This is a genomic window from Microcoleus sp. K1-B1 (assembly GCF_036704705.1).
Lineage (GTDB): Bacteria > Cyanobacteriota > Cyanobacteriia > Cyanobacteriales > Microcoleaceae > Microcoleus.
This window is the reverse complement of the sequence record NZ_JAUBSH010000018.1, coordinates 1-12,800: the sequence shown is the minus strand read 5'-3', so window position 1 is coordinate 12,800 and position 12,800 is coordinate 1. Positions and strand designations below refer to the sequence as shown.

Below are 12,800 nucleotides of genomic sequence, written 5' to 3'. Positions count from 1 at the left end.
GTTTTTCTGTCAGACTGCAATATGTTTATCTTTCCTCTTTAAGATTTTTTATAGTTAAACCTTGGCGCTGCAAGGCAACTTTAAAAGCATCTGCTAAAGTCGCTTTTGTGAGAATATCCTGCAAGTCAACTCCCAAGTGAACTATGGTTTGAGCTATTTGCGGGCGAATGCCACTGATGATGCACTCAGTACCCATTAAACGGGCGGCGGCTACAGTTTTTAATAAATGTTGAGCAACTAAAGTGTCAACAGTCGGCACGCCTGTAATGTCTAAAATCGCAAATTCTGAGCCGGTTTCCATGATTTCTTGTAACAGAGTTTCCATTACTATTTGAGTGCGGGCACTGTCGAGAGTCCCGATCATTGGTAAAGCGAGAATGCCTTGCCAAAGTTTGACTACGGGTGTTGACAATTCGAGCATTTCTTGCTGCTGGCGTTCGATGACTTCTTCGCGAGCTTTGAGAAAAATTTCTGTCACCCAAAGGCCAAGCTGATCTAATAAACTGGTGGAAAGCCAAAGTTGTTCGACAAGTGCGTCGCGGTTTTCTGTGAGTTCATGACAAAGCCGATCGAACAATGGCTTTTTGAAGCATAAAATGAAACTCGCTATCTCTGAGGGAGTAAAGCCTCTCTGAACGCGCGATCGCGAAACTTCTGCTAGCAACATCCGCATATTTTCCCATTCGGGTGTCTGGATGTCGCTAAAGTTACCGTGCCCGACTGCAATGTGGAGTAATTGCAGGAACTCTTGACACTCGGAGCGCAATTCTTTGGCTCTCATCAAGTCGTCCCGCCGCAGCCCGGTATTTTGCAGTTCTTTGAGCCAGTCGGCTAGTAACTCTGCTTTGTGTCTTTGTAGGATTTCCGCGATCGTGTTATTGCTTGTGAGTTCCATTAAAATTATCTCCTGCTTAGCAATTGGAATGAAGTTGTACGAGCGATTCCCTACGGGATAGCTTCGCACGCGCGGATCAAGCGTGTTTTTTGATGGGGCAACTTCTGAGTTTAGCTCACTGTTTGCTGTTTGCGATCGAGGGTTAAGTACCTAATTGTAAAATGCGTTTGACGATCGCACTGGTAGAACTCGGAACTTCTATTTCGATCAAGGAAATCTTGCCACCTCCGGCGATAACAGCCGGTGCTTCCGGCAGAGTTTCGACTTGATAGTCGCCTCCTTTAACGTATATATCAGGCTTCAGGATATTTATCAGTTTAGTTGCTGTAATTTCGGAAAAAATCACTACGGCGTCTACTGGTTTGAGAGCGGCTAACACTTCGGCTCGCTGATTTTCCGGTACGATCGGGCGGGGTGGCAATCCCGGCTGCTGCGGTTTGATAGCTTGCACGCTGGCGTCGCTATTCAATCCCACCACGAGCGATCGCCCCAAATTTTTTGCCGCCTGCAAATAGCGGACGTGACCGCAGTGCAGGATATCGAAGCACCCGTTAGTAAACACGATCGGACGCCACTTGTCCGGATCGGATGCGATCGATCTTTCAAGTTCTCTCAACGTATAAACATCAGAAATCATTGCAGTCATTACCACCCAATTTGAACAGCGCTCAAAATTATCCTACCAAAAAATGTGATAGTTTGCACTTTCGTTCTTAAAAAATCAATCAGTCAATCTCCCACTAATTAATAGTTAACTATACGTAACTATTAATTAGTAACTGGTAATTTTTAAAGCCTACTGACTCAGTAAAAACTACCAACAACAAAGCAGATTTGGCAGACATAATTTCCAAGTAAAAAAACAGCTACCGTCTATCGGTAACTGCCATATCCTGCTGTTGGTAATTGGATGTTAAAAAGGTTGGTAAACAATTATTTATTCCCGCCCTCTCTTATATCAATTACTATAAGACAAGGGATTTAGTTCCACCGCATCGGGCAGGCAATCGGGGAGTGAGAGCCCTAGGGGGTGAAACCCAACGAAACGCGCTCCTCCTGTGTCTCTTATTTCTGACACCGCCACGCGAGCGAAAGCTAGTTAAAAGCTAGAACCCAAGCGTGCAGAACTTATCTTTACGCTGGATTCGTCAGACTATAGAAGAAGCCAGCAGTTGCTTGCTGCCGTTTCTGGGCGCAATCTGGACGAAGCTTTACAGCCAACCCAGAAGCGCACAGCCTCCTGTGTCCAACTCTCTATAGCTGTGCAGAAACTCGACCTTTTGGGTCGCAACCGCAGCCTGTGAAAACGCAGAGGAAAGTCGAGTTCAGTACCCGAAGCAGCTATTTTGGTGGAAAATAGCTAAACTCGTTCAACAAAATCCACTCAACTACCCCCTTGAATCTAACGGTGTAGAATTATCTAACACGAATTATGAAAGCAAGTAATAGCCGTCAATTTTCTTCAGTAGCTGCTCGAACTCTAAAAGTAGTCGGGATTATCTTGATTCTCTCTGCTTTGCTTGACTGCATTGTTCTGTCGCTGCCGGGAGAAAGTTCAGACCTTCTCAATCGAGGCTGGCAGTTGACTGCTGCAACTCAGATAGTTGACAAGGGCATTATTCCTTTGATAGGTATCGCCCTCCTGATGACTGGCTTTTGGGTGGACAGCAGCAGTGGAGTCTCTATTGAGCGACGCAATGTTTGGCTGGACTTGCGATTCTGGGCGCTGTTGATTTCCAGCTTGTTAGGTCTAGTTTACCTATCTCTGGTTCCCGTTCACCTCAACAATACTCGTTTGGAACTCAAGGATGCTCTGGCTCAAGTCGATCAAGAAGCCGGACAAGCGGAAGGTCAACTTGAGGCACAACTTAAAAGCCCTCAATTTAAAGCTCAGGTAGAACAGCTCAAAAGCCAGCGTCGCAGCCAGATAGGAGCGCTGCTGGAAGACGACGGGAAGCTGCAAGAAGCACTCAAGAGTCCAGAGGTTCCCAAGGAATTGAAAGCTGTGCTTGAGCAGTCGAAAAATGACCCGAAAGCCCTCGACAAGTTCCTGGAACAGCAAGCTCAATCACTTCCCACTCAAGCTCGCAACGAGATTCGCACCCGCAAGCAACAAAAAGAGAAAGAGTTAAGAACTCGATCGAGAAATTCGAGTTTGCAGACGGGAATCAGCAGTTTGCTGTTAGCGATCGGCTACATTACTGTTGGTTGGACGGGATTGAGAAGCATGGGAATTCTGCGGTTCGGCCGCCGCAAAAATTGACCAGCGCTGGCAGGGATCGCGCTGGTCGAGACATCCCTGAGAAATAGTTTGTTTACCCAATAGTTTGCCCTTACTGAAAGCTGGGAATGTTCTCAATTTATATTCTGACTTACAACGAAGAGATTGATATCGCCGCTTGCATTGAATCGGCACTGCTTTGTGACGATATCATTGTAGTTGACTCTTTCAGCACCGATCGCACCCTTGAGATTGTTCAGAACTATGCCGTGCAAACAGTGCAGCACCGCTTTGAAACTCACGGACGCCAGCGGACTTGGATGCTCCAAGAAGTCCCATGCAAGTACGAATGGGTGTACATCCTCGAAGCTGACGAGCGGATGACGCCTGCACTGTTTGCTGAATGCTTAAAGGCGATCGAAACTCAAGAATATATCGGCTATTACGTAGCTGAAAAAGTAATATTTATGGAGCGCTGGATTCGCCGCAGCACTCAATATCCCCGCTATCAAATGCGTCTCTTTCGCAAAGACCGAGTGTGGTTTACTGACTACGGTCACACTGAACGGGAAGTCTGCAACGGGCCTACTCACTTTTTGAAGGAAACTTACCCTCACTATACTTGCAGCAAAGGTCTTTCCCGCTGGATTGAAAAGCACAACCGCTACTCGACTGACGAGGCGGCTGAAACTCTGCGTCAATTAGAAGCGGGTCAAGTAAATTGGTGGGATTTATTGTTTGGCGCGTCGGAGGTGGAAAGGCGCCGCGCTTTGAAAGATTTTTCTTTGCGCTTGCCTTTGCGGCCTGTGGTGCGCTTTTTCTATATGTATATTTTACTTGGCGGATTTCTTGACGGCCAAGCGGGATTGGCTTGGTGCACGCTGCAAGCTTTTTATGAATATCTAATTTTGCTGAAAGTTTGGGAAATGAAGCATCTACCACTGCCAACTTTAGATGTAGCGGCAGAACAATCTATTTCGGAAGTAGTAACAGTTGAGCCGTCAAAAGTTTCTTATAATCTTGGCGCTTCCGATACTCGAAATTAAAAATTGGTAAGAGGTACGCTCGCCTAGCGGTAGTATTTGGAACTTATACCCTCGCGGTTCCCCCGCCGATCGGACTCGATGGGTAGCCTAAGTATTTAGAAGAGTTATTATATCCTTTCCCTGTGCATCGAAATTATTCATCTCTCTCTTCTCTTCCTCTGTGATCTCTGCGTACTCTGCGGTTAAATCATTCCGATGCAACCGGAATTAATATGAAACTCCTTAAATCCGAAGAAAGCGAATCCGTTGCAGAACTTCCTTTTTTCGCAACAACAAAACAGAAAAAACCCGGTTTGTCCAAGAAACCGGGTTTCTAAATACCCTCAAAGTTTTAGGTTTAATAAAGCTTTGATTCTTAACTCAAAACTCTCACGACTCACAACTTAAAACTCTTGAGATTTTGCTGTTGTTTTTGCCCGATCAAGCTTTAAAATCAACACCCCCAAAGGTGGCAAACACAAGTCGATCGAATAAGCACTGTTGTGGAACCACCACTCCTCAGTCCACTTGCCCCCCAAATTCCCCATATTGCTGCCGCCGTATTCCCGCGCGTCGCTGTTAAACAACTCCGTATAGAAACCTGGTTCCGGCACTCCTACGCGATAGTGAGAGTGCGGCTGCGGCGTAAAATTGCACACCGTCACCACAAACTCGTCGCCATCCTTCTCTCGGCGCACAAATGCCACGACGCTGTGTCGATTGTCGCTGCAATCAATCCACTCAAACCCATCCTCAGCAAAATCTTGACTGTAAAGTGCCGTTTCGCTGCGGTACAAATTGTTCAAATCTTTAAAAAACAGCTTCAACTTTTGGTGCGGCTCGAATTGCAGCAACTGCCACTGCAAATCCCCCCAAACGTTCCACTCGTGCCACTGGCCGAACTCCATCCCCATAAAGATCGTTTTCTTTCCGGGATGAGTAAACATAAAAGTAAACAAACACCGCACGTTTGCAAACTTTTGCCATTCGTCTCCTGGCATTTTCCCGATGATGTGGGCTTTGCCGTGCACTACTTCATCATGGGACAAAGCCAGCATGAAATTCTCGCTGTGGTTGTACCACATACTGAAAGTGATGTTGTTCTGGTGGAACTGGCGGAACCACGGGTCCATGTGGTAATAGTCGAGCATATCGTGCATCCAACCCATGTTCCACTTCAGGTTGAAGCCCAAACCCCCTACATAGGTCGGCCAAGATACCATCGGCCAAGAGGTAGATTCTTCGGCGATCGACAGCGCCCCTGGGAAATAGCTAAAAATGACGTGATTGGCCTGACGCAGAAAATCTGCAGCCTCGATATTTTCCCGGCCCCCGTACTGGTTGGTCAGCCATTCTCCAGGTTCGCGACAGTAATCCAAATAAAGCATCGAGGCTACGGCATCTACGCGAATCCCGTCGATGTGGTACTTGTCAAACCAGAATAGAGCGTTTGATACTAGGAAATTCCGCACTTCGTTGCGGCCGTAGTTAAATACTAGGGTTCCCCACTCTTTATGTTCGCCCTTGCGGGAGTCGGCGTGTTCGTACAAGTGAGTTCCATCAAAGAAAGCCAAGCCGTGGCCGTCTTTGGGGAAATGTCCCGGTACCCAGTCCACCAGTACGCCAATGCCGTTGGCGTGGCACTGGTCAACAAAATACATGAAATCTTCAGGTTTGCCGTAGCGGGAAGTTGGGGCGAAATAGCCGGTTACTTGATAGCCCCAAGAACCGTCGAAAGGATGTTCGGCGATGGGCAGCATTTCGATGTGAGTGAATCCCAAATCTTTGACGTAGGGTATCAGCCGATCGGCTAATTCCCGGTAAGTCAGAAAACGCGCCCCGGGATTGAGTTCCGAAACCTGCACGGGGGGTTCTATTTCCCCATTTGGTAGCACGGCGGGTTCGTCAGTAGCGGCGTGCAGCCAAGAACCGATGTGGCATTCGTAAACCGAAATCGGCTGCGTCAGTGGGTCTGTGTGCCGCCGCTTTTCGATCCAAGCGCTATCGTGCCAAGTGTAGGTGTCTAAGTCGGTGACAATTGATGCTGTTTTCGGCCGCACTTCTTGTTGGAAACCGTAAGGATCGGACTTTTCGTAGGGATGTCCGTCTTGATTTTTCACTTCGTATTTGTAGGAAGTTCCCACGGATAGTCCCGGAATAAATAATTCCCAGATGCCGTTTTGCGATTTCCGCATTTGATGTTTGCGGCCGTCCCAATAGTTGAAATCTCCTAAAACAGAGACATTGCGAGCATTCGGAGCCCAAACGGCAAAATATACTCCTGTGATGCCGCCTACTTCGGTGAGGTGCGCCCCGAGTTTTTCATAAATCCGGTGATGATTGCCTTCTGAGAATAGGTGCTGGTCGAATTCTGTGAGTTTGGGCGATCGAAAGGCGTAGGGATCGTAGATGAAGCGCTCGTGTTCCCCTTCTTTGACCCGCAATTGATAGTTTGCTAGTTCTGGGGTGTCGATCGTACATTCAAAAAAGTGAGGGTGATGCTCTGATTTCATCGGGTATTGGGCCCTGGCCTCCGGCAAAACTACCGATACCGCATCCGCATTCGGCAGATAAGCTCTGACGACCCAGACTTTTTTGCCATTTTCTTCGATCGCGTGAGGGCCTAGCACTTCAAATGGATCGTGGTGCTGATTCCAAACAATGCGGTCAATCTGTTCAAAGGGGACGGTCGCGGGCATAAAACTACTTACCTCAATCTTTTAACTAAATGGCTTTCAAAACCTAGAGCGGCGCTGCACTTTACATTTCGATACATTTTTGATCGCTGATCCTACCACTGATTAGCATGATCTTGCCTGCAGCAGCTCCAGCGCGCGCCCTTGCACACACAGCAGGCTGTTGCCTTGCCGGCGGCAGAGCTGGGGTTTTACTGCTAACATCTAAGTATAGAAATATTAAAACAAATTGAAAAATTTATATTTTTCCCAAATTTCCTTGACTTATTATTTAATATGTGATATCTGAGCTTTTCAAAAGTTTTCAAAAGTTTTCAAACTATTGTCGATTTGCCGCAGCAGGACGGTCAAGCCTGTAAGTGCTGGGCAGCAGTTAATAGTTTACCTGGAATTTTCAGGCAGGGAGCATCGCCCGATCGGTAGACTTTCACATCCTGGAGGCTGGGTTGGCCCACAAAGCCCGTGAATTTGGGCAATACGCTCAAACACCGAAGGATGCTTAACTCGGTATTGAGGAATCAAAGCTAAAGGACTCAGCATGGCGACAACAGCAAGCAATATCTGCCCTGCTCAAGGCATCGCCTACGATCGACGGTGCAATAGGTTGAAAGCAGCACTCAGGCGCCACTGGAGCGAGTTTTGCCGAGGCAGGGTTAATACCGAACTGGCGCGGCGCCAATTAATCACTAAACTGGCTCAAAAAAACACACCGATCAATTTGCTTGCCGACACCGGCGCGAAACTCGTAGTCAACAAGTCGATTAGTAATGGCGATGCTTTCCTCCCGCCAGTTTTCGAGCCTCCAAGTCTTTGCTGGCTGTTCTCTCGTCTGCGGGTAACAGCGGCGGGGATGGCAAGGGAGACTCGATCAAGTGCAAAATTTGCGTCGAGTCTCCCTTGCCTCCGGTTGATATTCAGTTGAGGCAGCAGCACTGGCAATGTCCTGAAACTTCCTGTCACAGGCTTGAGTTTCAAAACGTGCAGGCCGGGAGTAAAATTTTTTACTTGAAAGGGAATGATCTTGTAACGCAGCGAATCAGCCGACTTTGCTGCTGTAAGGGGACGTACTGAACTTTAGTAGTAAAAGCATCAGACAATAACTAACACCCAACTTGAGACCTAGACCGATGAGATGAAAAAATGCGAGGAGCGAACCATTTTTCACCCCGAGGCTAGGCTCGTTGGGCACAAACTCCGGGATAGCCCTAGTTAGGGAGTCTTTTTAGGAGCAGGGGCAGGGCTAGTAGTTGGACTAGCCTTTGGAGATGGAGAAGAAGCAGCAGGAGGAGTAGTAGTAGTAGTGCCAGGGCCGCCCGGAGAGGGGCTTGGGCTAGCGCCCTCGTTGGCCTCTGGACCTCCGCAGGCGCCGAGGGCGACTGCCAAGCCCACTACCAAAGTCAAACGAATTAATCCCTTGTTCATAAAAACTCCTTAACATTGAAAACCCATCGCAAGGAAGGGAATAGTGTACTTGAGAAACAATGCTGGCACGAATAGCTCAACGATTCGCTCGTTGATTACAATACTGCATTTATTAATAAATTTCACATAGATTATCGCTAACCAGCAAAGATTTCTTTTTTTTGGCAAATCCTGAAGTCAAAGAGACCAGTGGTAGGATGGGTTGGTTGGCTTGTGAGGTATCCTTGGTAAGGATAACCGATCGAACGCAGATAGCCACCACTGGCGATCTGGGAGACAAAAAACTCTTAACCTCAATCAAGCTTAAGCTACCCCACTTTACGTATTGGTGAACTTTATGACCGCTGCTATCAGATCCCCGGATTCTCCCCGCTCCCGATCGACCCGCAAGCCCGCTTCTGGCCCAGCCAAAAGCAAAGTTACTTCTATTGCCAAAGCTAGGCGGGCGAAGACAGGGCCGGTATTGCCCAACTACTCGCCAGCAAACGACGAACAGGCTCAGGCTCGATCGTCCGCATCAGTGCTGAAAGTCTTGCCCAATCGCCAGCAGCAGCCAGTGTGGTTGCGATCGCTCCTGCAGGCACAGCGCGCCTCCTCAGTGCTAGCGCTTATGCTTTTGGGCGGTGCTCTGAGTCTCTACGGCTTGACAGTTTACGGCGAGCAGCGCTGGAGTCAGGAGTATCAAAAACTGGAAACTCTGCGTCTCCGGGAACAGCAATTGAGTGCTTCTAGCGAAGTCTTGAAACACCAACTTGCTAAAGAAGCCCAAAATTCCGAAACCGGTTTGGTTCCACAGAATCCTGGGGACACGATTTTCTTGCAGCCGGCCCCTGAAACTCGATCGCCCGTTGCGGCACCAAATTCTGAGCCCGCTCTCAAGAGTCGAGCCGGTGTGGAAACACCGCTGGGCTATTAAACCTGTGTCAAAGCCGAGAGCGCCCGAGGGCCTGAGTGTCCGAGGGCTTGAGAATTGGAGGATCTAATTTCTTTTTTGACTTTTTTGCAAGTCGCGATCGATTTTCTGCTTCCCACCGTAAGTTACAGATTAAAAATAATTAAGACCACTTCAAAAAACAGAATCCAATTGTAGGTCTGCTCCAAACCCTAATAGGGACTGCTCATTCCCAAGTGTTGAATTTTATCTTCGAGAATCTAAATTCTAAATTCTAAAACGCTCTAACTTGCTATTGAATTTTTAATGCCATGAGCTACGACCCCCGTTTTGACCGCTACAGATCGCCGAATTTCAAACGCACAAAACAGGCGGGCGATCACACTGGGTGGGAAAAACCAGCCAAACCTAGATCTTCCGGCAGTTTCGGCCGATCGCCACAACAGACGGCTGCATCTTGGGGGCGACCGGTGGAGCGTTTAAAGCGCAGCAAGTTCCGTTTGTGGGCGGTGTGGGCGGTGTTGATGCTGGGGGGGCTGGGGCTGGCTGTGAATTTGTTTTATTTGCAGGTGACGCGAGCTCCGGCGCTGCGTAAACAGGCCGAGCAGCAGCAAACTCTCAAAACGAAGCCGTTTGTACCGAGACGCCCGATAATTGACCGCGCAGGGAATGTTTTGGCGATCGACAGACAGGTGTACACGCTCTACGCTCACCCGAAGTTGTTTAACCACTCGAAGGCGGAAATTGCTGCTAAATTGGCTCCGATGCTGGCGATCGAACTGAGTCCGGGTACTACGTCGGAGACTGAACTGATACGCAGGTTTAATCTTGCTGAAAGCGGTATTACAATTGCGGAGTCTCTGCCTCAAGAGGTTGCCGATCGCGTCGCTCAGATGCAAATTAAAGAGAGTCTGGTCGATGGCTTGGAGTTGCTGCGGCAGCAGCAGCGTTTTTACCCGCAGCAGGAGTTGGCGGCGGATATCCTCGGTTATGTGGACGGGGAACGGAAGGGACAAGCCGGGGTGGAATACAGCCAGCAGAATTTGTTGGAACGATCAATGCCGTCGATTCAGTTTAGCAGGTCGAGCAATGGGGATTGGGTTCCCGATCGGCTGACGGCAGGATTTGTGCAGCTTGATGACTTGAAATTGCAATTGACGATCGACAGTCGCTTGCAGCGGGCGGCCCGAGTTGCCCTAAAGGAAAAAATGAAGCAACACAATGCGAAGCGGGGCACAGTTATTGTGATGGATGCCCGTAACGGCGAATTGCTGTCAGTTGTAGCGGAACCTTCTTATGACCCGAATCAATATTTTAATTTCGATTTGTCGCGCTATAAAAATTGGGCTGTAACTGATGTTTATGAGCCTGGTTCGACTTTTAAAGCGATTAATGTGGCGATCGCTCTGGAAGCAGGTGCGGTGAAACCTAATACTGTGTTTAAGGACGAAGGTCGGATTTACATGGATGGTTGGACTATCCAAAATTCCGATTACAAATTCGTAGGCGCGCGCGGCCCTTCCACTGTTACTGAGATTTTGAAACATTCTAGCAATGTGGGAATGGTACACGTAATGAGAAGTATGAAAGCTTCTCTTTACTATCAAGCTTTAGAAAAACTCGGACTCGGACAAACTGCAGGAACTGATTTGCCTTTTGAAGTAACCAGTCAGCTTAAAAATCGAGAGCAATTTATTAATTCTCCGGTGGAAGTTGCTACTACGGCTTTTGGGCAAGGTTTTTCGATTACTCCGATGCAGTTGGTGCAGCTTAACGGCGCTTTGGCTAATGGTGGCAAGTTAGTGACTCCTCACGTTGTGCGGGGACTTTTTGATAGGGACGGTGAAGCTTATTGGAAGCTTCCCAGGCCGGTTCCTAAGCAGGTTTTTTCGCCGGAAACTACTAAGCAGGTGTTAGAAATGATGGAAACTGTGGTTGATGGTGGTACGGGGAAAGCTGCACAAATTCCTGGGTATCGGATTGCTGGAAAAACGGGTACGGCTCAAAAAGCTAATGCTGGTGGGGGTTATTCTGACAAGGCGATTATTACTAGCTTTGTGGGGATCATGCCTGTGGAGGCTCCTCGGTATGTGGTTTTGGCGGTGATTGATGAGCCGAAGGAGGGTTCTTCGGGGGGTACGGTGGCGGCGCCGATTGTGGAGTCAGTGATGGAGGCGCTGATTTCTATTGAGAAGATTGCGCCGAGTAAGAAGTAGTTGATTATATAGCCTTTCTCAGTAACATGAGGTACTCATAGGGCATAGGGAATAAGCTGTTACGCATTTAAACGACTAACGAAGCAGGTAAGGTGCGCGAGCTAGAACACTTACGCTTGCAAGGGAAACGCTTATGTACGCTCCACACCCTACAATCATCCTTTAAATGTCGAACAGCTTAGGGCATAGGGCATAGGACTCGCCCCATACCTCACAACGCTTGAGAACCGCTATATCTGAGATGTTGCGTCAGGAATTGACATCGAATTTGACGATCGACAACAAGGCTATTGAGGAAACGGCAATGCCGTTTCCCTACCCCCAAAATAATTCATCGCCCTGTTAGTAACAATATCTTTTATTTTCGTTGGGTTTTGATTGTCTTTTGGAGGTGCGTTTATGTCCTAGGAGAGTGGAGATGATGATGCAGCGTTGGCTGTTTCTTAAGTTGGGATGATATAGTGTTAGGGTTCCTTTGGCTCTTATACTCGTTAGCGTGCAGTCGTGGTCGCTTCGAGATACGGGGCAACCTCTGTGGTTGAACATGACTCGCCGGATTGTGCCGTTTTCTTTTTGCTCGTTGTTTTCATTTACTGGAAGTAGTGTCGTTTCATATCCTCCTTTGTCGTTTATAACTGTATCTATTTGAATTTGCGGTTCTAGGTTTTTCCATTGACTGGTTGCTACTTGGGCGGGGGGAATGTCGGCTTGGTGAACGGCTATTTGTACATTTTCTCCTACTTGTTTGAAGCTGGCTTGCCATGAAATTTTGTCTCGTTTGGCGTTGCTGCGGGCAAGTTCCATTGCCCAATAAGCTCGATCGAGTGATAGCTTTAAACGGTGGTTGTTGATAAACATTAGCCAAGAGGGGGCGACGATCGCACTAAATATTCCTATGATTAAAATAATTATCAATAGCTCAATCATGGTAAAACCTGGGGCAGGTGTAGTGGCTCTGCCTTTGAGCGTTTTATTTATTGACACGTAGATGCACTCCCTGATATTTAGCTGGCCCAAAAAACAGCTAGGAGGAGCTATTTTTTATTGAATATATTTTAACTTTGGGTTTGGCGAGTGTGTAGATCGGTATTTACTGAAAATTTATGCGACTTAAAAAAAAACTGCGGCTAAGGAAATGGCAGTCAGGAAACGGTAGTGCGGTTTCCCTACAGCAATTTTGTCGATCGCTCGATCGCACGGATCGGATGTAACGATCGCCCGATTTGTAGGGAAACGGCACTGCCGTGCCCTGATTTCGGGTAATATCGTTTTCCCTAACGCACCCTACATCAGTGACTATTTGGTTTTTGATGCGGGCGATCGATCCTCCTGTACTAAATACTCCTGTAACTAACGGCTTAGTGGTGCAGAAAACTATTTTTGTTAATAAGAAAATGACATAACTTTAGAAAATTCAATCCGCCGCTCTAACT

At 47.8% G+C, this 12,800-nt stretch carries 10 protein-coding genes; 5 read left to right on the top strand and 5 right to left on the bottom strand.

Going from position 1 to position 12,800, the window contains the following annotated elements; genetic code table 11:
* Positions 1-25: 25 nt before the first annotated feature.
* Positions 26-895: an STAS domain-containing protein gene (locus QUA83_RS09275; protein WP_333292691.1), complete on the bottom strand. Its 870-nt coding sequence runs from the start codon at positions 893-895 to the stop codon at positions 26-28.
* Positions 896-1,037: 142 nt separating this feature from the next.
* The gene (gene rfaE2, locus QUA83_RS09270) at positions 1,038-1,532 is read right to left on the bottom strand and encodes a D-glycero-beta-D-manno-heptose 1-phosphate adenylyltransferase (protein ID WP_333314212.1); all 495 of its coding nucleotides are present in this window, start codon (positions 1,530-1,532) and stop codon (positions 1,038-1,040) included.
* Between the two features lie 795 nt (positions 1,533-2,327).
* Here rfaE2 and hpsJ-B point away from each other — a divergent pair.
* Together hpsJ-B and QUA83_RS09260 are read left to right on the top strand one after the other, a co-directional pair.
* Positions 2,328-3,158 carry a hormogonium polysaccharide biosynthesis protein HpsJ gene (gene hpsJ-B, locus QUA83_RS09265; protein WP_333292689.1) on the top strand — a complete coding sequence of 277 codons (831 nt, stop codon included), beginning with the start codon at positions 2,328-2,330 and terminating at the stop codon, positions 3,156-3,158.
* A gap of 86 nt (positions 3,159-3,244) precedes the next feature.
* Entirely contained in the window at positions 3,245-4,162 is a 918-nt protein-coding gene (locus tag QUA83_RS09260) for a glycosyltransferase family 2 protein (protein WP_333292687.1), read from the top strand.
* A gap of 383 nt (positions 4,163-4,545) precedes the next feature.
* Here the strand turns inward: QUA83_RS09260 and glgB are convergent, their stop codons facing one another.
* Complete coding sequence (gene glgB, locus QUA83_RS09255) at positions 4,546-6,840, bottom strand: 1,4-alpha-glucan branching enzyme (RefSeq protein ID WP_333292686.1); 2,295 nt, start codon at positions 6,838-6,840, stop codon at positions 4,546-4,548.
* A gap of 535 nt (positions 6,841-7,375) precedes the next feature.
* On the opposite strand from glgB, the gene QUA83_RS09250 reads away from it, so the two are divergent.
* Complete coding sequence (locus tag QUA83_RS09250) at positions 7,376-7,759, top strand: hypothetical protein (RefSeq protein WP_333292684.1); 384 nt, start codon at positions 7,376-7,378, stop codon at positions 7,757-7,759.
* Positions 7,760-8,046: 287 nt separating this feature from the next.
* On the opposite strand, the gene QUA83_RS09245 is transcribed toward QUA83_RS09250, so the two are convergent.
* Complete coding sequence (locus tag QUA83_RS09245) at positions 8,047-8,259, bottom strand: serine protease (RefSeq protein WP_333292683.1); 213 nt, start codon at positions 8,257-8,259, stop codon at positions 8,047-8,049.
* 337 nt (positions 8,260-8,596) lie between these two features.
* Between QUA83_RS09245 and QUA83_RS09240 the strand changes: the two genes are divergently transcribed.
* Positions 8,597-9,175, top strand: coding sequence for a hypothetical protein (locus QUA83_RS09240; RefSeq protein WP_333292681.1), 579 nt, complete (start codon positions 8,597-8,599; stop codon positions 9,173-9,175).
* 287 nt (positions 9,176-9,462) lie between these two features.
* On the top strand, positions 9,463-11,367 hold the full coding sequence (locus QUA83_RS09235) for a penicillin-binding protein 2 (RefSeq protein ID WP_333292680.1): 1,905 nt from the start codon (positions 9,463-9,465) through the stop codon (positions 11,365-11,367).
* Between the two features lie 342 nt (positions 11,368-11,709).
* Here the strand turns inward: QUA83_RS09235 and QUA83_RS09230 are convergent, their stop codons facing one another.
* Positions 11,710-12,294, bottom strand: coding sequence for a transcriptional regulator (locus QUA83_RS09230; protein ID WP_333292678.1), 585 nt, complete (start codon positions 12,292-12,294; stop codon positions 11,710-11,712).
* Positions 12,295-12,800: the final 506 nt, after the last annotated feature.